A 21,984-nucleotide genomic window follows, 5' to 3' on the forward strand; every position below is an offset into this window, starting at 1 on the left:
CCCTACACCTGGCTTCCCTGGACTCCGAACGCTCCGAAAGAGGAGAGTGAGGAAGAGGAGCAGGAATCTCCCTCCCCGCAGAAGACGACGGTCTGAAGTCAGCCTCGGGGCGGTGAAGATCGCCGAGCCGGATGACAGACGTCGGTGAGGCCGGTGAAAGGCCGGCCCGTCAGTGGGCGGTGGAATACGTGTCCGCGGCGGGCAGGGGAGTCACCGGCGTCAGCCGGCAGCCGACGGTCCGCGCCGCACGTATGGTGACGCCCACCTCCAGCGGCACCGCCTCCTCCGCTCCGGTGAAGCGGTAGCGCTGCAGCAGCATCGCCACGGCCAGCTTCATCTGGAGCATCGCGAAGTGGTTGCCGATGCAGGACCGCGGACCACCGCCGAGCGGGAACCACGCGTAACGGGACCGGCCGCTCTCCCGCTCGGGCAGGAAGCGATCGGGATCGTACCGCTCGGGGTCCGGCCAGTAGGCGGGGTGGCGGTGTGTCACCCAGGGACACACATAGACGTAGGAGCCCGCCGGGATGGCGTGCCCCCCGATGACCGCGGCCTCCGCCGCACGCCGGATCAGCACGGGAGCCGCCGGGTAGAGGCGCATGGCCTCCTTCACCACCCGTTCCAGGGCGGGTATCGCGTCCAGGTCCTCGGGGGTGGGCCTCCGGTCGCCCAGCGCGGCCAGCACCTCCGCGCGCGTGCTGTCCTGAACGTCCTGGTGCCGTGCCAGCAGATGCATGGCGAACGTCAGTGACGTGGCCGTGGTGTCGGAACCGGCCAGCAGGAAGACCAGTGCCTGGTCGCGCAGTTCGCGATCGGTGAGCGGGGAGTCCTCGTCGCTCCGCGCGTTGATCAGCAGCGTCAGCAGGTCGTCCGCCCCGTCCGGCCCGGGGGCCTCGCCGCTCCCCCGGCGCCGCTCGATGAAGCGGTCGCACAGGGCGTACAGCTCCGCCTGGGCCGCCGCCGCCCGCCGATTCGCGGTGGTGGGGAGCGACCGGGGGAGATTGACCGGCATGAGGCCACGTTTGAGCGTGTACGTACCGAGTACGGGCATGCAGCGGCGCACCACCGAGGCCGCTTCCTCCGCGTCAGAACCGAAGAGGATGCGAGTGATCATCCGTACGGTGAGCCGGCTCATGTCCTCGTTGAGGTCGGCCCGCGTCCCGCCGCTCGCCTCCCACTCCCCGCACAGCGCGTCGACCTCGTCGCACACGGCACGGGCGTACTCCGCCACCTTCCGTTTGGTGAAGAGCGGGGAGAGCAGCCGGCGCTGGCGCAGGTGGTCCTCGTCCAGGCTGCTCAGCAGCCCGTTGCCGAAGGTTTCCCGCATCTCCATCGAGAAGGCGTCGTCCTTACGGAAGTTGGCGGCCTGCGAGGCGAGGACCTGCTGGGCGCCCTCGGCGGAGAAGACGAAGTAGATCTCCGTACGCAGGCCGGGTGGCCCCGACACGATCCGCACGACGTCGCCGTGCTCCTTCCGCGCACGCTCGTAGGTCCCCAGGGGATCCCGTCCCAGGTCCCTCATGGAACCAAGGATCGGCAGTCCGCCGGCAGTGGGCACCTCGGTCGGATTCATCCGCATCCCTCTCGCCCTCTCGACTGAACGGTTCGCGCCGGGCCCGCCCGCGCCGCGGGGCGTGGGGGCCGGCCGGCTGATCTCACCTCCCAGTGCACTCCCGCGCGGCCGTGTCCGACAGAGATCCTCGGCTGCCGTGCGTCGCGCGTGACCGACGCATGTGCGCTTGTGCACCGTCGCGCGGACATGCCGACCGCCTTCGCGCCGGTCGGGGTCGTCGGCCGGTCCCTATACGACGAGGTGCGTCGACGGGGCGTGGTGGGCCGCGTAGCCGTCCAGGCGGCTGACCGCCGAACGGACCTGCGGTCGCCTCGCGTGCGGCAGCAGTCGCCTGCGCAGTTCGAGGAGTTGGTCGGCGGTGCGGGGACACCGGATGCGCCCGCAGGTATCGAGCAGACGGTCCGTGCTCGCACAGGCCTGGTCCACCAGGCCGTCCAGGAGGAGGACCTCGCTGAGCCGGGCGAGCGTCAGCGCCTGGGCACGGCGGGCCTGGGCGGGCCGGTGCCGCAGCGAGGCGGCGAGCGCCAGGGCGGACTTGCCGTAGTCGCCGAGGGTCTGGTGCACATGGCCACGCTGGTAGTGCAGGGCCGCCACGGGATAGCCGCTGAAGGGGGTGGACGGGTCCGGACCCTGCCCGCCGTGGAGCGCCATCGCGTCGGAGAGCGCCGACAGTGACGGACGGACCAGACCGGCCGCCGCGTGGACCACGGCGAGATGGCTCATCAGGAAGGCCCTGATGGACGGTGGCGAGTCCTCCGGGGCGGCCGACAGCGCCCGCGCGGCGAGATCCGTTCCCTGGTGGCCCAACTGGCTGAGCTGTGCGCTCATGGCCCGCAGGGTGACGGCGTACAAGGTGCGGTCCCGTGCCTCGACCGCCAGCTGGGCCGCGACGTTGAAGTACTGCTGGGCGGCGCCGGCCTGGCCGCAGTCCGCGCACATGCGCGCCAGCAGATGGGTCAGCTGCGACATGCGCCCGAGGATCCGCGTCCGGGTCCCCGGGTCGGCCCGGGCGGCCAGGAAGGCGGCACCGTCGGTGGCGAGATAGGCGGCCAGCGCGGTACGCCCGTGCGCGCCCCCGAAGGTGTTGATGGTCTCCGCGTAGTACGCGATGGCGTACGCCACGGCGTCCAGTTCGCCCGCGCCCACCTGCCGGTCGCCCGCCGCCGGTTCCGGCTCGGCGTCCGTCCAGACCGGAGGGACGTTCGTCAGGCGGAAGGGGAGGGCACGGAACGCGCCGCGGGTGGTGGCCCCGGTGTCGGCCGCGGTCAGCATCGCCAGAGCCGCCCGGGCGCTGCCTCCGGTCGCCCGCAACGCGTCCATCGGCTGGTCGGGGACGAGCGCCAGCCCCGTTTCCTGGACCGTGACGTGCCGGCCGGTGCGCCGAGTGAGTATCTCGGCCACCAGGGCCGGAACCGGCGCCGGTGGCCGCGAACCCGCGAGCCAGCTCGCGACCGACTTGCGGGTGTACCGGAGCACTCTGCTGGTCTCGGCTGCGGCCGAGTTGACGGACCGGGCGAGTGCTTCGCCGGACAGCCCCGCCTCCGATAACAGTCGTTTCAAATCGTGATTGGGCTCATTGCGTGCCATGGAATCTCCTGGAAGCCGGACGGTGGGGAAAAGCGGTCGCGTCGGCGACGAGGCCGCGCCGGGAGAAGGCGGGGCAGCCGTGACGCGGACCGGATCGGGGACGCCGGGCGGTACGGGGCCGCGGTGCGAGCCGGGACCAACTTGATCGCACACTGTCAAATCTTCTACCCGCGACGGTAAAGAGAAACATACTTTCTCCGACCCATCGGAAGGTTCCGTTCCGTCCGCGGCGCCGGAGAGTCCGGAAACGTGACCGGCCAACTCACAAAGGCACAAGGGGGAGACCCGTCGGACATTGATGTCACCCGTCAGGACTTGGTCCGGCGGGCGCCGGCTGCTCCACTGGAGTCGTTGAAGAAACGGCGTCGGCGAAACAGCGACGAAGAAACGCCGAAGTCGGCTCCCCGACGGCGGTGCCGCTCCTTTCGGCACGTTGCCCATGACCTCGCCCGCGAGGAATGCGCACAGCCGAGCGGCACATGACCGGTCCTGAAAAGCACCGCAGTGGGAGACAACGCCCACCAACAAGGGAAAGGTCCCCATGAACGAGGGAAAAGTTCCCGGCGGCACGGCCGCGGACTTCGTCAAGGAGGCGCTGGCCGAGTGCCGCGACGTCACTCTGCCCGCGCTACGTGAGGTGGTGGAGGGACTTCACCCCCAACTGGCCCGTATCGGCGCCTACCACCTGGGCTGGCGCGAGCACGACGGCACGCCCACCGATCTCCACGCGGGCAAGATGATGCGCGGCACGCTGGCACTGCTCACCGCACGGACCTTCGGAGCCGGTACGGCGACCGCCGTACGCGGTGCGGTCGCGGTGGAGCTGGTGCACAACTTCTCTCTGCTGCACGACGACTTGATGGACGCCGACGAGCTCCGGCGAGGCCGCCCCACGGCCTGGGTGGCCTTCGGCTCCGGGCCCGCCGTCCTGACGGGCGACGCGCTGCTGAGCCAGGCGATGTGCGTCCTCGCCGCGGCGGACGGCGGCGCCTCGGCCCGCCGGGCCTCCGAAGCCCTGGCGAAGGCGGTGGACGCCATCATCCACGGCCAGGCCGCCGACCTCTCGCTCGACCACTTCCCCGTGGACCGGGTCAGCACGGAGGACTACCTGACGGCCTGCGCCAAGACCACCGGGCTGTTCTGCGGTTGCGTCGAAGTGGGTGCCTCGCTGGCCGGCGCACCCGTCGCGGGGGTACGTGCGCTGCGGGCGGCGGCCTGGAACCTGGGGGTGGCCTGGCAGATCGCCGACGACATCGAGTCCATCTGGGGCGACAGCGCCGACAGCGGCAAACCGCCGTACGGCGACCTGCGACGGCACAAGCGCACGTATCCGGTGATAGCCGCCCTCCGGTCGGGGACCCCCGCCGGCCAGCGGCTGGCCGCGCGGCTGGACACCGTGAAGGAGCACACGGAGGCCGAACTGCCCCTGCTCGCCGACCTGATCGACCAGGCGGGAGGACGCGAGGAGGCGGAGCGGGCCGCCCGCGACCACCTCGACCGCGCCCTGCGCGAACTGGCGGACGCGGGCGGTGAGGAGAGCGCCAGGGACGGCCTCGCCTCGCTGTTCCACCACGTGATCGACCGGCACCACTGGCAGAGGCCCACGGCCGCCGCGGGCTCCATGACGGAAGGAACGGCACAGTGACGGCGACCGGTCGGACGCGGGAGCGGGACACGGCCGGCACGCCCCCCGACGACGCCCGGCCGCAGGACTGGCTGCGCCATGCCGGGGAGATGACCGATCCGGTCCTCCGCGCGGCCGTCTCCTCCTTGCACGAGCAGGCGCGGACCGTGGCCGGATATCACCTCGGGTGGTGGGACGAGCGGGGCCGGCCCATCTCGGCCGGCTGGGGCAAGGCGGTACGGCCCGCCCTCGTCCTGCTCGTCGCCCGGGCCGTCGGCGGCCCTCCCGGTACGGGCACGGGCGCCGCCGCCGCCGTACAACTCGCCCACGATTCCTCGCTGTTGCACGACGACATCATCGACCACGACGAGACGCGCCGGCACCGGCCCACCGCCTGGAAGGTCTTCGGCGTCCCCGGCGCACTCCTGGCAGGCGACGCCATGCTCGCCCTGGCGATGTCCCTCGCCCAGCGGGAGGCCAGGAGCGCACCCGTCTGCGCGGCCCTGAACGAGGCCGTGCAGCAGTTCATCGGCGGGCAGTTCGAGGACATCGCCTTCGAGACGCGGGCCCACGTCTCGCTCGGCGAATGCACCACCATGGCCGCGCGCAAGACCGGCGCCCTCATGGGGGCCGCGTGCCGGCTGGGCGCACTGGCGGGAGGCGCCGACGAAGCGCGAGCGGCGTCGATGGACGCCTTCGGGCGCTCCCTGGGGCTGGCCTTCCAGCACGTGGACGACCTCCTCGGTATCTGGGGAGACCCCGAGCGGACCGGCAAGCCGGCGGGCGCCGACCTCCACACGCGCAAGAAGAGCCTGCCCGTGGTCGCCGCCCTCGCCGCCCGCACACCGGAGGCGAGGGAACTCGCCGACCGGTACGCCCTCGACCCCGCCCTGGACGACGCGGAAACCCTCCGCCACACCGCCGGGCTGGTCGAACGGGCGGGCGGGCGCGGCGCGTCCGCCGACCGCGCCCGCCACCATCTGTCCGAGGCGCTGCGCCACCTGGACGACGCCCGGCTTCCGGTCTCCGACAGCCGTCCTCTGCGCGACCTCGCGCAGTGGCTCATCGGCCGCGACCACTGACGGCCCGTCCGGTGCGAAACACCCACGCGCCCCACGCGTGACCCGCCCAGCCCACGTAGAGGAGAAGCCCCGTGCAAAGCCCTGTCTCGGATCCGGTTCTCGACACCGTACTGCCACGCTGGCCCTTCCCCGCGGCCCCGTCGCGTGACCCCGCCGATGTCGCGGCCGTCGAGAGCGGCGGTGAGGAATGGGCCCGGCGGTTCGGCCTGATCGACTCCGAAGACGCTCCGCATCCGCTGCGCCTCCTGTGCGCGGGCGAGTTGGTCAGCTTCGGGTATCCACGGGCCGACACCGCGATGCGTGTCCTGATCACCCAGTGGACGATGTGGTACTTCAACCTCGACGACCATTTCGAGGACGGGGCCTCCGGCACCAGCGCCGAGGCCGCCGAGGCGGCCGCCGCGCCGCTGCGCCGGATCGTGGACGCGGCCAGGCGGCACCGTACGATGCCCCTCGCCGAGGACTCCCTGCAGCACTCGATGTCCGATCTGCTGAGCCGGACGGCGCAGGTCATGGCACCGGTGCAGTTCCACGAACTGCTCGCCCACCTCGACGACTACTTCACCTCCCTGGTCGTGGAGTCGGAATACCGCGCACGCGGCGTCCTGCCGGGCGTCGACGCCTACATCACCCTGCGGAGGGACACCGGGCCGGTGCTTCCGCTGCTGGACTTCGTGGAGCAGGCCGAGTCGGTACGGCTTCCGGTCCGCTTCTACGGAACGCCCGAGTACACCGAGATGATCGGGTGCGCGGCCGACATCGCGTCCTGGATCAACGACCTGTGCTCCGTGTCGAAGGAGCTGGACCGGCCGGACGCCTACAACCTCGTCGTCCTCCTGCACCGCCAGGAGCGCAAGTCCCTCCAGGACGCCGCCGTCGAAACATTGAACCGGATCGAGCAGCGGGTGCGGTCGCTGGAGGGCGCGCTCGACGCGATCAGCGGCTCGGGACCGGACGTCGGCTCCGGCACGAAGGACGGCTCCGGCTCGGTCGCTCCGTACAACGGAAGCGAGATCGAGGCCATCCGCGCCTGGGCCGACGGTCTGCTCTGCTTCCAGAGCCACGTCGAGTGGTATCTCCGGCACGCCCGGTACGAACGCGAGGAGCCGCACCCGGAGGTGTCCCCGTGAGCGGGATGGTCCCCAGTGCCTGGCAGCAGGACGCGGCGGGGCCGGCGGGCCGGCCGCACGTCGTCGTGGTCGGCGCGGGCATAGCCGGGCTCACCAGCGCCTTCCTCCTGCAACGGCGTGGCTGCCGGGTCACCGTACTGGAGCGCTCGGGACCGGAGTACGTGGGGGGGCGGATGGCCTCGGTACGGCGCGGGGGCTTCCACATCGACACCGGCGCCTCCCTGCTCTCCCGCCGCTACCGCGCGATGCTGCGCCTCGCCGGCCTGGCGGGGATCGGGGACCGGATCCTGCCCTCCTCCGACGTCGTCGGCCTCATGCGCGAGCGGCGTGTGCACCATCTGCGTGTGGGCTCCCTGCCCCGGATGGCCGCCGGACTGCTGCGCTTCGCGCCGTTCCCCACCGACCTGCCCAAGCTGATGACGGACCACCTCCGAATCCGGCGGACCCTGGACTGGTACGACATGTCGGCCGCGGCCCGCCACGACGGGGAGACCGTCGCGGGGTACGCGGCCCGCCGGGGGCTGCGCCCGGCCACCGTCGACCATCTGCTGGACCCGCTGTGCATGCTCGCCTCCCTCCAGGACGTCGAACGCACCTCGTCCATCGCCCCGTTCATGCTGCTCAACTCGCTGCTGGGCGGCGGCGGACTGTTCACCTTCGAAGAGGGCGTCGGGCAACTGCCGCGCGCGCTGGCCGCGCGGCTGTCCGTCACCCACCACGCACGCGTACGCCAGGTGGAGGAGAACGCCGCCGGTGTCTCCGTCACCTGGCGGACCGAGGACGGCACGGCGCAGGACGGCACGGCCGAGCGCACCGAGCGCGCCGACGCGTGTGTGATGGCCGTACCCGCCCCGCAGGCGCTCGACCTCTACGGTCAGATGGAACAGCCCTTCGCCGACTTCTTCCGGCAGGTCGAGTACACCAGCAGTGTCCATGTGGCCTTCGGCCTGGACCGGCCCACCGCCGAACGGGCCGTGATGGTCAACGTCCCGCGCGCCGAACACGCCGCGCTGGTGGGGGTGATCCTGCCGCACAACACCGCTCCGGGCCGGGTCCCCCCGGGGCAGGGGCTGGTCATGGCGCACTTTCGCGGCTCCTGGTCGGACCGGCACCGCGAGCTGCCCGAGGAGCGCCTCGTCGAGCACGCCCGTGCCGCGCTGCGCGCCGTGGGGCTGACGCCCGAGACCGAGGACCACACCGTCATGACGCATGTCCTACGCCCCGGGCAGGCGGTGGTCTTCAGGCGGCCGGGCGACTACCGCGAGCTGGCCCGGCTCAGCAAGGCCTGGCCCGAGCACGCGCGCGTCCGGCTCGCCGGGGGCGACTTCTTCACCCAGTCCAGTACGCACCACAGCATCTGCTCAGGGGTCACCGCGGCCGGCAGGCTCGCGGACCGGCTGGGCCTGACGCGCGGCCGGGACCGTTCACGTCATCACACACTCGCCCCCGTCGGATGAAAGGGACACCCGTGAACACCACAGGCAACGGAGAACCGATCGTCGTCGTCGGCGCCGGCATCGCCGGCATGACCGCCGCTTTCCGCCTCCAGCAGGCCGGGCATCCCGTCAAGATCCTGGAGGCGGAGGACCGGGCCGGCGGCCGGATGCGCACCGTGGAACGCCGGGGCTACCACATGGACCTCGCGGCGATCCTGCTGATCGAGAACTACACGCAGATGCGCGACCTGGTACGCGACCTCGGCATCGAGAACACCACCCTGCGGACCAACAACGTGGTCGGCATCCGGCGGGACGGCAAGGTCCACCGCCTGCGGGCGAACAAGCCGACGGACCTCAAGCGCTCCGGCCTGCTGCCGTGGTCCTCGCTGCCCGCCATGCTGCGGCTGCAGACGGATCTGAACAAGTACGGGAGCCGGCTGCGCTGGGACAGCGACATGGGCGAGGCCGCGGCGCTCGACACCGAGACCGCCGCCGCGTATGCCGAGCGCCGGCTCGACAAGGACTTCCTCGACTACGTCGTCGACCCGATGAGCGCGATGTTCTTCAACTCGCCTCCCGATCTCTCCGTGGTCAACTTCCTTTTCTCGATGCCCGCCGTCAACTCCGAGTGGTTCAACTTCCACGACCGGGTCGACACCCTCACGACGGCCCTGGCCGCCCGGCTGCCCGTGGAGACCAGGGCCGAGGTCACCCAGGTGGAGGAGACACCGGACGGGGTCCGGGTGCACTGGAGCCGGGAGGGCGAGCCCGACCACGTGGAGGAGGCCGCCGCCGTGGTGGTCGCCCTCCCCGGCCCGATCGCCGCCCGGCTCTGCCCGGACATGGCGCCCGCGAGCCGCACCTACCTGGAGAGCGTGCCGTACGTGCCGGACATCCACGTCTACTTCGGCGTGGACCGCCTGCCGGACGAGACGGCCACCTGCGTCCTCTTCCCCCAGCGGGCCCATCCGGACCTGGGCGTCATCACCTTCAACCACAACTTCGCCCCCGGCCGCGCCCCGCGCGGCCACGGCCTGCTGACGAGCTACTACCGCTACCCGTGGGCGATGCGGCACTGGGACTGCGACGACGACAAGGTGGTGGAGCTGACCCACGAGGTGCACCGGCAGGCGTGGCCGGAGATGGCCCGGCACATCGAGGCGCACGAGGACATGGCCTACGTACAGCGGTGGAAGAACGCCGTCATCCTGCGCAAGCCCGGGGACTACGCGCGCCTGCGTGACTTCACCCGCGGTCTCGACCCCCGCTCCCGTATCCAGCTCGCCGGGGACTACCTGGCCTTCAGCGCCACCAACTCCTCCCTCGTCACCGGGGAGAGCGCGGCCCGCCGGGTACGGGAGCTGGTCACCACCGGGGCGGTCTCCGCCGGCCGCGGGTGAGGCCCGCCCGGCCGCGGCCCGCGCACTGTCCACGTCCGAGAACCACGTCCGAGAAGGAGGGAGACCCGGAGCCATGTCCCCACACCATGTGTCGCAGGCCGACGAGCGGCGAGTCGCGACGGGCCGGGCCCACGGCAAGATCATCTTGCTGGGTGAGCACGCGGTGGTCTACGGCGCCCCGGCGCTGGCGCTCCCGGTGCCTGCCCTGAGCTGCCAGGCCACCGCGGGCCGCCTGAACGGACACGGTCCCGGGCCGTTGCGGCTGCGCCGTGTCGTGTCCCCTCCGGGCACGCCCGCGGAGACCACGGAGGAGAGCGCGTCCGAGGAACTCCGGCTGCTCGTCGACGCCTTCGCCCGGCGGGCCGGTCTCGCCGGGCCCCCGGGCCTGGAGGTGCTGCTCGAAAGCGGGGTGCCGCCCGCGCGCGGCCTCGGTTCCAGCGCCGCGACGGCGCGCGCCCTGGTCCACGCGCTCGACCGGCTCTTCGGGACCGGGCTGAGCGACCGTGACGTCTTCGAACTCGTACAGGTGTCCGAGCAGTCGGCGCACGGCCGGGCCAGCGGTATCGACGCCCTGGCCACCGGCGGCACCGGTCCGGTGCTGCTGGCGGACGGCCGCGGCAGCACTCCCCCGGTGGGCGCCGCCTGCCACGTCGTCGTGGTGGACACCGGGAGCGGCAGCGGGACCGGAAAGGCCGTCGCCATGCTGCGGGACCTCTTCACCCGGGCGCCCGGCCGGCGTACGGAATTCCTGGACCGTTCGACCGAGTTGACCCGGGCTGCGCTCGGTGACCTGGCGAACGGACGGCTTCCCGCGCTGGGCCGGCGGCTCACCGTCTGCCACACCATGCTCGCCGGTCTCGGCCTCACGACGGAGCGTACCGACGCGACTGTACGGGCGGCCCTGGACGCGGGCGCGCTGGGCGCCAAGATGACCGGCGGCGGGCTCGGCGGCTGTGTCATCGCCCTGGCCGCGACGCGGCGGGAGGCCGCGGCGGTGGCCGCCCTGCTCACCCGCGAGCAGGGCGTACGTACCTGGCACGTCCCGGTGGCGAAGGGGGCCGGCCATGACGGGTTCTGAACAGGCCGTGGCGGTCGCCCATCCGAACATCGCGCTGATCAAGTACTGGGGGAAGCGGGACGAACGCCTGGTGCTGCCCTGCTCCGACAGTCTCTCGATGACCCTCGACGTGTTCCCCACCACGACCTCGGTCCGGCTCGACCCGGCCGCCGACGCGGACACCGTGGTCATGGACGGTCTGCCCGCGCGGGGAGAACCACTGCGCCGTATGACCACCTTCCTGGACCTGGTGCGCGAGCGGGCCCGACGGCATGAGCGGGCCGTCGTGGACACCCGTAACACCGTGCCGGTGGGCGCCGGGCTGGCCTCCTCCGCCAGTGGTTTCGCGGCCCTGGCGCTCGCCGCGGCCGGCGCCTACGGCCTCACCCGCGATCCCCTCGCGCTGTCCCGGCTGGCGCGCCGCGGGTCAGGCTCCGCCGCCCGGTCGCTCTTCGGCGGCTTCGTCGTCTGGCACGCCGGCGCGGTGGACGCCCGCGATCCCGATCATGCCTCGTACGCGGAGCCGGTGACGGACGCCCGTCTGGACGCGGCGCTGGTCGTCGTCGTGCTGGAGGCAGGCCCGAAGTCCGTCTCCAGCCGGGAGGCCATGCGGCGTACGGTCGCCACCTCCCCGCTCCACCCGGCGTGGGTCACGGCGAGCCGCGCCGACCTCGTCCGGATGCGTGCGGCTCTGCGGGCCGGCGACCTGGGTGCCGTGGGCCGGATCGCGGAGCACAACGCGCTGGGCATGCACGCGACGATGGAGGCGGCGACGCCACCGGTCCGGTACCGGACCGACGCCTCGGCCGCCGCCCTCGACGCGGTCCGCGGCCTGCGCGCGGACGGGGTGGGGGCCTGGGCCACGATGGACGCCGGGCCCAACGTCAAGGTGCTGTGCGACCTCGCCGACGCGGACCGGGTGGCCGAGCGGATGCGTACGGTCCGCGGTTCCCGGGTGGTCGTCGCGCGCCGCGGCCCCGGCGCCGTGCTGCGGACGGAGGCCGCCTGATGCCCGGGACGGTCACCCGCCGGGCACCCGGCAAGCTCTTCGTCGCCGGGGAGTACGCGGTGCTGGAGCCGGGGCAGCCGGCGATCGTCGTGGCGGTCGACCGGTACGTCACCGTCACGGTGGCCGCCGCCGACGGCGCCGATGTCGTCGTCGACTCCGACCTGCTCGACCACGAGGTGCGGCTCGGCCGGAGCGCGGGGGGACTGCGCGCCCTCGACCCGGCGGACGCGGGGCACACCCGCGGCACGCTCGCGTACCTCGTCTCCGTGGTGGAGGTCGTCGAAGCGCTGAGGGTCGAACAGGGGCTCGCGCTCGCGCCGTTACGGCTCACGATACGCAGCCGGCTGCACGAGCGGGGTGTCAAGATCGGTCTGGGATCGAGCGCGGCGGTCACCGTCGCGGCCACGCAGGCCCTGACGGACCACTACGGCATGGCGCTGCCACCGGAGACCCGCTTCCGGCTCTCCCTGCTGTCGAGTGTCCGGATCGACGCGGGCCCCTCCGGCGGCGACCTCGCGGCCGGCACCTGGCACGGGTGGCTCGCCTACCGCGCCCCCGACCGCGACGCCCTGCGGCGGCGCCTGCGGCACGGCGGGATCGCGGAGACCCTGTGTGCCCCCTGGCCCGGCTTCTCGGTCCAGGCGCTGCCGCCGCCCCGCGATCTCGCCCTGCGGGTGGGCTGGAGCGGCAGCCCGGCCTCCACCTCGGCGCTGGTCTCCGGCCTCACCGCACGGCCGTGGTGGCGAGGCCCGGCCCGGGCCGGCTTCCTCGCGGAGAGCGAGCGCCGCGTGAACGCCGCCGTACACGCGCTGGAGCGGGGAGAACCGGACACGCTCCTCGATGCCGTACGGGCCGCCCGCCACCTCCTCGCCCGGCTGGACGCGGACGTCTCGCTCGGCATCTTCACCGAGCGGCTGAACCGGCTGTGCGACACGGCCGAGGCCTGCGGCGGCGCCGCCAAGCCGTCCGGCGCGGGCGGTGGCGACTGCGGCATCGCCCTGCTACCTGACCACCACCCGGCCTCGGACCTGCGCGCCCGCTGGGCCGAGGCGGGCATCACCACGCTGCCGCTGCGGGTGACCGGCCCCGCCGCCCCACCGGGCCACGAGTGCCATGACACCGACCCCGTCTCCGCCTCCCCTTCCCACCGAGGACACCTCTGATGACCGGAAACCGGAAGGACGAGCACGTCAGGCTCGCCACCACCCAGCACTCCCCGCAAGGCCCCGCGCCGTCCGGCGCCTCACCGGGGCACAGCCAATTCGACGAGGTGCGGTTCCTGCACCACGCGCTCGCCGGTACGGACCGTGCGAAAGTCTCGCTGCGGACGGGCTTCGCCGGCCTGGAGTGGCCTGTTCCGCTCTACATCAACGCCATGACGGGCGGCAGTGAGAAGACCGGGGAGATCAACCGGGACCTCGCCATCGCCGCGCGGGAGACCGGTCTGCCCATCGCCACCGGCTCCATGAGCCCTTACCTCAAGGACCCGTCCACGGCGGGCACCTTCACCCCCGTACGTCGCGAGCACCCCGACGGGTTCGTGATGGCGAACATCAACGCGACGGCCACCGCGGAGGAGGCCCGCCGGGCGGTCGGACTGATCGAGGCCGACGCCCTGCAGATCCACCTCAACACCGTGCAGGAGACGGTGATGCCGGAAGGCGACCGGTCCTTCGGGCACTGGCCGGCCGGCATCGAACGGATCGTCGCCGCCGTCGACGTGCCGGTGATCGTCAAGGAGGTCGGGTTCGGACTGAGCGGCCGAACGGTGGAGCACCTGGCCGCACTCGGCGTACGCGCCGCCGATGTGGCCGGACGCGGCGGCACCAACTTCGCCCGGATCGAGAACGGCCGCCGTGAGCGGGCGGACTACGCCTATCTGGAGGAGTGGGGGCTGAGTACCCCGGCGTCCCTGCTCGACGCGCACGGGCGCGGTCTGCCGCTGCTCGCCTCGGGCGGCGTGCGCCATCCGCTGGACGCGGCGCGGGCCCTCGCCCTCGGCGCCCACGCGGTCGGAGCGTCCGGCGGATTCCTCACGGTGCTGCTCGACGGCGGGGTGGACGCGCTCGTACGCCGGATCACCCTGTGGCTCGACCAGCTCACCGCCCTGATGACGATGCTCGGCGCGCACAGCCCGGCGGCGCTCGCCGACTGCGACGTGCTCGTGACCGGCTCACTCCGCGCATTCTGTCAGGACCGCGGCCTCTCCACGGGCGCGGCGAAAGGAGACACGGCATGACTGTCACCGCAGGACCGGACACCGCACTCGACGCGGCGGCGGTCCCCCTCCGCTGGGTGGGTCCGCTCCGCATCTCGGGCAACGTCACCACCACCGAGACCGAAGTCCCGCTCGCCACCTACGAGTCACCGCTGTGGCCCTCGGTGGGACGCGGCGCGAAGATCTCCCGGCTGACGGAGGACGGCATCAGGGCCACCCTGGTGGACGAACGGATGACGCGCTCCGTCCTGGTCGAGGCCGCGGACGCGGGAGCGGCCTACGAAGCCGCCCGTGCCGTCCACGCGCGAATGGACGAACTGCGCGTGGTCACACGGCGCAGCAGCCGGTTCGCCGAACTGCTCGCGCTGCGCCACGAGGTGACCGGACCGCTGCTCTTCCTGCGTTTCGAGTTCTCCACCGGAGACGCCTCCGGCCACAACATGGCCACGCTCGCCGCCGACGCCCTCCTCGCCCACCTGCTCGCGACCGTGCCGGGGATCAGCTACGGCTCCATCTCCGCCAACTACTGCACGGACAAGAAGGCCACCGCCGTCAACGGGATCCTCGGCCGAGGAAAGAACGTGATCGCGGAAATCCTCGTGCCCCGGCAGATGGTGGCCGAGCGCCTGCACACCACCGCCGCCGCGATCGCCCGGCTCAACACGCACAAGAACCTCGTCGGCACGCTGCTCGCCGGCGGCATCCGGTCGGCCAACGCGCACTTCGCCAACATGCTGCTCGCCTTCTACCTGGCCACCGGCCAGGACGCGGCGAACATCGTCGAAGGATCGCAGGGCATCACCCTCGTCGAGGACCGCGACGGCGACCTGTACTTCTCCTGCACCCTGCCCAATCTGATCGTGGGCTCGGTGGGGAACGGCAAGGGTCTCGACTTCGTCGACGCCAACCTGCGGCGCCTCGGCTGCCAGGAGGACCGGCCCGTCGGCGACAACGCCCGGCGCCTCGCGGTGCTGGCCGCCGCCACCGTGCTCTGCGGCGAGCTGTCGCTGCTCGCCGCCCAGACCAATCCGGGCGAACTCATGAAGGCCCACACCCGTTTCGAACGCACCCCTCTCGAACGCCCTGGCCCCGAACGCCACAACGGAGACTCCGATGCCCACTGACCTCGCCCTGGGAATCCACGACCTGTCCTTCAGCACGACGAGCCTCGCGCTCAGCCACGACGAGCTGAGCCGCCACAACGGCACCGACCTCGCCAAGTACCACCGGGGCATCGGCCAGCGCGCGATGAGCGTGCCCACCGCCGACGAGGACATCGTCACCATGGCCGCGGCGGCCGCGGCACCGATCGTCCGGCGCCACGGCGCGGACCGGATCCGTACCCTCGTCCTGGCCACCGAGACCTCCGTCGACCAGTCCAAGGCGGCGGGTATCTACGTGCACAAGCTGCTCGGGCTCCACCCGCATGTCCGCGTGGTCGAGGTCAAGCAGGCCTGCTACGGGGCCACCGCCGGGCTCCAGTTCGCGACAGCCCTGGTCCACCGTGACCCTGATCAGCAGGTCCTCGTCATCGCGAGCGACGTGTCACGGTACGACCTCGACAGCCCCGGCGAGGCCACCCAGGGGGCCGCGGCGACGGCCCTGCTGGTCTCGGCCGACCCGGCCCTGGTCGAACTCGACCGCCCCTCCGGACTGTTCACCACCGACGTCATGGACTTCTGGCGCCCCAACTACCGCTCCACCGCCCTGGTGAACGGCAAGGAGTCGGTCGCCGCCTACCTCGAAGCGGTCGAGGGCGCCTGGCGGGACTACAGCGCGCAAGGGGGCCTGCCGCTGGAGGAGTTCCGGGCCTTCTGCTACCACCAGCCTTACACCCGCATGGCGTTCAAGGCCCACCGGCAACTGCTGGAGACCTGTGGGGTACCGGCGGACGAGGCGGCGGTGGAGCGCGCCCTCGCGGCCACCACCGCGTACAACGAGACCGTGGGCAACAGCTACACCGCCTCCCTGTACCTGGCGCTCGCCGCGCTGCTGGAGAGCGAGCACGACCTGACCGGCCAGGCACTGGGCCTCTTCAGCTACGGCTCCGGCAGCGTCGCCGAGTTCTTCGCCGGCCGCGTGCGCCCCGGCTACCAGGAACATCTGCGCCGCGACGCCCACCGGGAAGCGGTCGACCGGCGCCGTGCCATCGACTACGGCACCTACCGGGAGCTGCACGAGCGGACCCTGCCCACCGACGGCGGCCGGCACGACCTGCCGCACCAGACCCAGGGACCGTTCCGGCTGGCCGGTGTCCGTGACCACCAGCGCGTCTACGAGGCGGCGTAACCGTCCCTCGTGGCCGAAGCGTCCCCACCGGGCGGGCGGCGGCCGCCCGGTGGGGACGCCCGGCACCACCGGCCGGCCTTCGCGCACCGCGGAATCGACAGGAGATGAGTCGTCATGACCAGTTCTACGGCAACGGCAACGGCCACGGACGCCGTCGGGATACTCGGCACCGGTTCCTGCCTCCCCGGCCATGTGGTCACCAACGAAGAGGTCGGGGCGCCGGCCGGGGTGACGGACGAGTGGATCGTCCGCAGGACCGCGATCCGTGAGCGCCGCTGGGCGAAGCCGGACGAGGCGACCTCCGGCCTCGCCACGACGGCCGCCCGGAGGGCGCTGGCCGACGCGGGTGTCCCCCCGGAGGACGTCGCGCTGGTCGTCGTGGCGACCTCCACCCCCGACGCGCCGCAGCCGCCCACCGCCACCACGGTCGCCGCCGAACTGGGGGTGTCCTCGGGCACCCCCGCCTTCGACATGAACGCGGTGTGCAGCGGCTTCGTGTTCGCGCTGACCGCGGCGGAACGGATGGTGCGCGGCACCGGTGGGTACGCCGTCGTCATCGGCGCCGACATCTACTCCCGTACGCTCGACCCCGCCGACCGCCGCACCGTGGTGCTCTTCGGCGACGGCGCGGGCGCGGTCGTCCTCGGCCCCAGCGCGGGCCGGGGCGTGTTCGCCACCCGCCTCGCCACCTTCCCGGAGAAACGGGATCTGATCCGGGTCCCGGCGGGCGGCTCGCTCATCCCCGCCTCGCCGGAGTCCCTCGCCCGGGGACTGCACTACTTCACGATGGACGGCCGGGCCGTACGCCACTTCGTGGAGAGCCGGGTCGGACCACTGATCCGCAGCTTCCTCGACGCCCACTTGACCGACGGCGACCGGCGGCCGCACCTCGTCCCGCACCAGGCCAACGGCCGCATGGTCGAGGCGCTCGCGGCGGGCCTCGGATTCCTGCCCGAGCACACGCACATGACGGTGCGGAGGTATGGGAACACCGGGGCGGCGTCGGTGCCCATCACCCTGGACCGGGCCGCCGACCGCCTCGCCCCGGGCGACCTCGTGGTGCTCGCGGGGTTCGGCGGGGGCATGGCCGCGGGTCTCGCCCTCGTGGCGTGGGAGACGTCCCGTGCCCGGCGCGGCTGACGAAAGACCCTAACCGCCCGTACCCGTACCGTTCCCCTTGTCGCTCCCGCTCCCGTTCCGGTTCCGGTTTCCGCCGCCCCCGTGCGGCCCCTTCGAACGGTGCCGTCCCCCGTGCAGCCGCGCCGTCATCCGTGACTTGACGTCGTCCGGCGGCAGGAACTTGGACCAGCGCTCCGGGAACTCCGACGGCATGTCCGGGTCGGTCACGTCGTCGTCCTGCGGCCCTTCCGTGGACACCGACGCGCGGGCCACGAGTTCCGCCACCTGCGCCGCGCGCAGCCGGTCGTTGGCCGCGCGGGCCGCCGCCGTGGAGACCGACGGCCAGACCCGGTCGATCGCCGCGTTGACCGCCGCCCCCACCAGCACGGCGAAGGCGGAGACGCCGATCCACAGCAGTACGGCGATGGGCGCGGCCAGCGAGCCGTAGATGGTGGGGCCCTCGACCGTGTTGGTGAGGTAGATCCGGAGCAGGAAGCTGCCCAGGACCCACATGCCGAGCGCCACCAGCGCGCCCGGCATGTCCTCTATCCAGCGCGACGACCTGACGGGTACGGAGACGTGGTAGAGCGTGGTGAGGAAGGCGATGGAGAGGATGATCACCACGGGCCAGTACAGGACGCTGACGACCTCCGTGCCCCAGGGAATGAACTCGACCACCCGGTCGGGGCCGACCACCGCCAGCGGCAGCACCACCGCGCCGATCACGATCGCCACGACGTAGAGCAGGAAGGCGAGCAGCCGGGTGGCGACGATGCCGCGCCGCCCGTCGAGGCCGTACATGACCGTGATCGTGTCGACGAAGACGTTGACCGCCCGGGAGCCCGACCAGAGCGCGATCGCGAAGCCGATGGAGATGACGTCGGGCCGGCCGCCCTGGGTGAGGTCGGCCAGCAGGGGTTTGGCGATCTCGTCCACGCCGCGCGGCGAGAGGACCGTACCGGCCGCGCTGAGGATGTTCCGCTCGATGGAGGCGACGGTGGTCGTGCTGGTCCAGTCGTCCACGTAGCCGAGCAGGCCGATCAGTCCGAGGAGCAGCGGCGGCAGTGAGAGCAGCGTGAAGAACGCCGCCTCGGCCGCGAGCCCCAGGATCCGGTATTCGATGCACGAGTTGACCGTGTCCTTCAGCAGCAACCAGGCCATCTTCCGCTTGGATACGTTGCGGTAGAGGACTCGGGCCCGGTGGAGTCGGCCAGTCGGCCGCTCAGGTGTTTCTTTTGCTGCCTGCACCTCCTTACCGTATCGGCATGGCAGCCAGCACCCACACAGTGACCAACCAGGTTCCGCCCCTGGTGGGGTACGACGTCTTCCGCGCCGACCAGGTCCTCGCCGAGGCCGTGGAACGGCACAGCGCGCCCGGTCTCCTCGTCGGGACCCGCGCGGAACTGACGGCGCTCGGCGACGCCGCCGGGTCCGCCGAGGTCCAGGAGTGGGGGGCACGGGCCAACGACCACCCTCCGGTCCTGCGCACCCACGACCGGTTCGGGAACCGGATCGACGAGGTCGACTTCCACCCCGACTGGCATCATCTGCTCGGGCGGGCGGTCTCCTCGGGGCTGACCGACGCATGGGGCAGGCCGGACGGCCATCTCCGGCGCGCGGCCGGTTTCCTGGTGTGGAGCCAGGCGGAGGCGGGCCACCTGTGCCCGGTGTCGATGACGCACGCGGCGGTGCCCGCGCTGCGGGCGGATCCGGCGCTCGCGGCCGAGTGGGAGCCGCGGCTGACGGCGCACGCGTACGAGCCGGGGCTGCGGCCCGCGGCGGGGAAGGCCGGCGCGCTGTTCGGGATGGGCATGACGGAGAAGCAGGGCGGCAGCGACGTACGGGCGAACACGACGGCCGCCCTCCCCCTGGACGCGTCCGGGGAGTACGTCCTGACCGGGCACAAGTGGTTCTGTTCCGCGCCGATGTGCGACGGGTTCCTGGTGCTCGCGCAGGCGCCGGGCGGGCTGACCTGTTTCCTCGTACCGCGCGTGCTGGCGGACGGGACGCGCAACGTGTTCCGCCTCCAGCGCCTCAAGGACAAGCTGGGCAACCGGTCCAACGCGTCGGGCGAGGTCGAGTTCGACGGTACGTGGGCGCGCCGGGTCGGCGAGGAGGGGCGCGGGGTCCGCACGATCATCGGGATGGTGGCGGCGACCCGGCTGGACTGTGTGCTGGGGTCGGCGGCGCTGATGCGGCAGTCCGTGGCGCAGGCGGTGCACCACGCCACGTACCGCGCCGCCTTCGGAGGTGAGCTGATCGACAAGCCGCTGATGCGCAACGTGCTGGCCGATCTGGCGCTGGAGTCGGAGGCGGCGACGACGCTCGCGCTGCGGCTCGCCGCCGCGTACGACGCGGACACGGAGGAGGAGCGGGCCTTTCTGCGGCTCGCGGTGCCGGCCGCCAAGTACTGGGTGACCAAGCGGGCCACACCGCTGGCCGCGGAGGCCCTGGAGTGCCTGGGCGGCAACGGGTACGTGGAGGAGTCGGGGATGCCGCGGCTGCTGCGCGAGTCGCCGCTCAACTCGGTCTGGGAGGGCGCGGGCAATGTACAGGCGCTGGACGTGCTGCGGGCGCTCCAGCGGGAGCCCGCGGCGCTGAACGCGTTCCTCCAGGAGGTCGGACGGGCCAGGGGGGCCGATCACCGGCTGGACCGTGCGATCAAGGACCTGCTGACCGAGCTGGCGGACCTGGACGGGATCGAGGCCAGGGCGCGGCGGCTGGTGGAGCGGATGGCGCTGGTGCTCCAGGGGGCGCTGCTGGTGCGGTGGGCGCCGCCGGAGGTGGCGGACGCGTTCTGCGCGTCGCGGCTCGGCGGGGACTGGGGCTCGGCCTTCGGCACTCTGCCGCACACGCTCGACCTGGCGTCGATCGTGGAGCGGGCGCGGCCCGTGGCCTGAGAGGGGTTCTGGGCCAGAGGTGGTGCCGCGCCGACACGGCGCCACCTCTGACCGGTAGTCACTTTCACGCACGTGCCGGCGTTGCGCCAGGGTTGCAGGCCGTTGCAGAAGAATCGATACGGCACTCTGAGACTCGACACAACGCCCCTGGTGGCGGGGAGAACCCGATGAAGAGCGGCCCGCTCAAGGACCTACCACTGAAGGACCTACCACTGAAGGACCTACCGCTGACGGACCCGCCGATCGATCTGAACCAGTTCATGGCCATGAACGGCGACCGGGCCGGCCGGCTCCTCCAGCGGGTACGGGACGCCGCCCTGGCCGGGGAGCGGCCCCCCGTGGCGCCCCGGCCGGTGATCGGCGCTTCCTGGTCGCGGGCGCTCGGCATGGGCCTCGACCCCGGCCGGCCGGCGGGCGGCGGCGCGTTACTCGGCCGGGACGAGCTGGAGCACCGGCGGCGGGCGTCGGCGCTGGGCGAGGTGACCCGGTCGCTCAGCGAGGCGCTCGGCGGCCCGGTGAACACCTCCGCCCAGATCCTGGTGGTCGGCGACGCCGAGGGCCGGGTGCTCTGGCGCGAAGGCAGCCTCGGGGCGCTGCGCCGGGCCGGCGACGTCTGTCTGGAGGAGGGCGCGAACTGGTCGGAGCGGGACACCGGGACCAACGCCATCGGTACGGCGCTGGCCCTGCGCGGGCCGGTGCAGGTCCACTCGTCCGAACACTTCGCGCAGGACCTGCACGCCCTGACCTGCGCGGCGGCCCCGGTGCACGACCCGCGGGACGGGCGGCTGCTCGGCGTGATCGATGTGAGCGGCCCCGCGGCGGGCTTCCATCCGACGACGCTGGCACTGGTCACCTCGGTGGCCCGGCTCGCCGAGAGCGAGCTGCGCGAACGCCACGGACGGAGCATCGAGCGGCTGCGCTCGGTGGCGGCGCCGATCCTGTGCCGGCTGGGCGGGCGCGCTCTGGCGGTCGATGTCCACGGCTGGACGGCGGCGGTCACGGGCATGGCGCCGGTGGACCGGCTGCCGCTGCCGAAGTCGCTCGGGGCGGGCCGGATCTGGCAGCCGTCGCTGGGCATGTGCACGGTCGAGCCGCTGCCCGGCGGCTGGCTGATCCGGGTCGACGGGGGGCATGGCGCGGACGGGGCGCCCGGCCGGGTCGTACTGGATCTGAGCGGGCCCCGGCGCCGGTCGGTCACCGTGTCGGGCCCGGCCGGAAGCTGGACGCAGGAGCTGACCCCGCGCCACGCCGAGCTGCTGTACGTCCTGGCGGAGCACCGGGCGGGCCGCAGCGCCGCCGAGCTGGCCGCCGATGTCTTCGGGGACCCCAGCCGTACGGTGACGGTCCGCGCCGAGATGTCACGGGTGCGGCGCCATCTCTCGGGCGTGCTGGCGCACCGGCCGTACCGCTTCAGCGAGGAGGTCGAGGTGGAGGTGGTCGCCCCGGAGCGCCCCGCGGACCTGCTGCCGCACTCGACGGCGCCCGCGGTGGTGAGCGCGCGAGGCCTGCCCCGGCCGTGAGAGCCGGCGGCCCGCGTACCCAGGGGACGGGCGGGGG

17 protein-coding genes are annotated in these 21,984 nt (G+C 72.7%); 14 read left to right on the forward strand and 3 right to left on the reverse strand.

What is annotated here, in order from left to right; translation table 11 throughout:
* Window positions 1-169: 169 nt before the first annotated feature.
* A complete protein-coding gene (locus tag ACFXPL_RS03105; RefSeq protein WP_384911521.1) occupies window positions 170-1,579 on the reverse strand; it encodes a cytochrome P450 in 1,410 nt (469 codons plus the stop codon).
* Between the two features lie 222 nt (window positions 1,580-1,801).
* Window positions 1,802-3,133, reverse strand: a complete 1,332-nt coding sequence (locus ACFXPL_RS03110) for a hypothetical protein (RefSeq protein WP_384911524.1) — start codon at window positions 3,131-3,133, stop codon at window positions 1,802-1,804.
* Window positions 3,134-3,701: 568 nt separating this feature from the next.
* Here ACFXPL_RS03110 and ACFXPL_RS03115 point away from each other — a divergent pair.
* The 12 genes from ACFXPL_RS03115 (at window position 3,702) to ACFXPL_RS03170 (ending at window position 17,548) form a co-directional block, all read left to right on the forward strand.
* The gene (locus ACFXPL_RS03115; RefSeq protein ID WP_384911526.1) at window positions 3,702-4,805 is read left to right on the forward strand and encodes a polyprenyl synthetase family protein; all 1,104 of its coding nucleotides are present in this window, start codon (window positions 3,702-3,704) and stop codon (window positions 4,803-4,805) included.
* On the forward strand, window positions 4,802-5,866 hold the full coding sequence (locus tag ACFXPL_RS03120) for a polyprenyl synthetase family protein (protein ID WP_384911529.1): 1,065 nt from the start codon (window positions 4,802-4,804) through the stop codon (window positions 5,864-5,866). The genes ACFXPL_RS03115 and ACFXPL_RS03120 overlap by 4 nt, the downstream gene beginning before the upstream one ends.
* Before the next feature lie 71 nt (window positions 5,867-5,937).
* Complete coding sequence (locus ACFXPL_RS03125; RefSeq protein WP_384911532.1) at window positions 5,938-6,996, forward strand: terpene synthase family protein; 1,059 nt, start codon at window positions 5,938-5,940, stop codon at window positions 6,994-6,996.
* Window positions 6,997-7,001: 5 nt separating this feature from the next.
* Window positions 7,002-8,453 carry a protoporphyrinogen/coproporphyrinogen oxidase gene (locus tag ACFXPL_RS03130; RefSeq protein WP_384911826.1) on the forward strand — a complete coding sequence of 484 codons (1,452 nt, stop codon included), beginning with the start codon at window positions 7,002-7,004 and terminating at the stop codon, window positions 8,451-8,453.
* 11 nt (window positions 8,454-8,464) lie between these two features.
* Entirely contained in the window at window positions 8,465-9,835 is a 1,371-nt protein-coding gene (locus tag ACFXPL_RS03135) for a protoporphyrinogen/coproporphyrinogen oxidase (protein WP_384911535.1), read from the forward strand.
* Window positions 9,836-9,908: 73 nt separating this feature from the next.
* Window positions 9,909-10,913 (forward strand): mevalonate kinase, encoded by a 1,005-nt coding sequence (gene mvk, locus ACFXPL_RS03140; RefSeq protein ID WP_384911538.1) that lies wholly within the window; start codon window positions 9,909-9,911, stop codon window positions 10,911-10,913.
* The gene (gene mvaD / locus ACFXPL_RS03145) at window positions 10,900-11,901 is read left to right on the forward strand and encodes a diphosphomevalonate decarboxylase (RefSeq protein ID WP_384911541.1); all 1,002 of its coding nucleotides are present in this window, start codon (window positions 10,900-10,902) and stop codon (window positions 11,899-11,901) included. Before mvk ends, mvaD begins: the two co-directional genes overlap by 14 nt.
* On the forward strand, window positions 11,901-13,064 hold the full coding sequence (locus ACFXPL_RS03150; RefSeq protein ID WP_384911544.1) for a phosphomevalonate kinase: 1,164 nt from the start codon (window positions 11,901-11,903) through the stop codon (window positions 13,062-13,064). The genes mvaD and ACFXPL_RS03150 overlap by 1 nt, the downstream gene beginning before the upstream one ends.
* The gene (fni, locus tag ACFXPL_RS03155) at window positions 13,064-14,140 is read left to right on the forward strand and encodes a type 2 isopentenyl-diphosphate Delta-isomerase (protein WP_384911547.1); all 1,077 of its coding nucleotides are present in this window, start codon (window positions 13,064-13,066) and stop codon (window positions 14,138-14,140) included. Before ACFXPL_RS03150 ends, fni begins: the two co-directional genes overlap by 1 nt.
* A complete protein-coding gene (locus tag ACFXPL_RS03160; RefSeq protein ID WP_384911550.1) occupies window positions 14,137-15,243 on the forward strand; it encodes a hydroxymethylglutaryl-CoA reductase in 1,107 nt (368 codons plus the stop codon). The genes fni and ACFXPL_RS03160 overlap by 4 nt, the downstream gene beginning before the upstream one ends.
* Entirely contained in the window at window positions 15,233-16,408 is a 1,176-nt protein-coding gene (locus ACFXPL_RS03165; RefSeq protein ID WP_384911553.1) for a hydroxymethylglutaryl-CoA synthase, read from the forward strand. Before ACFXPL_RS03160 ends, ACFXPL_RS03165 begins: the two co-directional genes overlap by 11 nt.
* Window positions 16,409-16,522: 114 nt before the next feature.
* Window positions 16,523-17,548: a 3-oxoacyl-ACP synthase III family protein gene (locus tag ACFXPL_RS03170; protein WP_384911556.1), complete on the forward strand. Its 1,026-nt coding sequence runs from the start codon at window positions 16,523-16,525 to the stop codon at window positions 17,546-17,548.
* A gap of 9 nt (window positions 17,549-17,557) precedes the next feature.
* Here the strand turns inward: ACFXPL_RS03170 and ACFXPL_RS03175 are convergent, their stop codons facing one another.
* Complete coding sequence (locus tag ACFXPL_RS03175; protein WP_384911558.1) at window positions 17,558-18,775, reverse strand: YihY/virulence factor BrkB family protein; 1,218 nt, start codon at window positions 18,773-18,775, stop codon at window positions 17,558-17,560.
* Window positions 18,776-18,792: 17 nt separating this feature from the next.
* On the opposite strand from ACFXPL_RS03175, the gene ACFXPL_RS03180 reads away from it, so the two are divergent.
* Together ACFXPL_RS03180 and ACFXPL_RS03185 are read left to right on the forward strand one after the other, a co-directional pair.
* Complete coding sequence (locus ACFXPL_RS03180; protein ID WP_384911561.1) at window positions 18,793-20,427, forward strand: acyl-CoA dehydrogenase family protein; 1,635 nt, start codon at window positions 18,793-18,795, stop codon at window positions 20,425-20,427.
* Window positions 20,428-20,687: 260 nt separating this feature from the next.
* Window positions 20,688-21,947 carry a GAF domain-containing protein gene (locus tag ACFXPL_RS03185; protein ID WP_384911829.1) on the forward strand — a complete coding sequence of 420 codons (1,260 nt, stop codon included), beginning with the start codon at window positions 20,688-20,690 and terminating at the stop codon, window positions 21,945-21,947.
* Window positions 21,948-21,984: the final 37 nt, after the last annotated feature.

The organism is Streptomyces sp. NPDC059092, from assembly GCF_042756365.1.
In the GTDB taxonomy this organism is placed as follows: Bacteria; Actinomycetota; Actinomycetes; order Streptomycetales; family Streptomycetaceae; genus Streptomyces.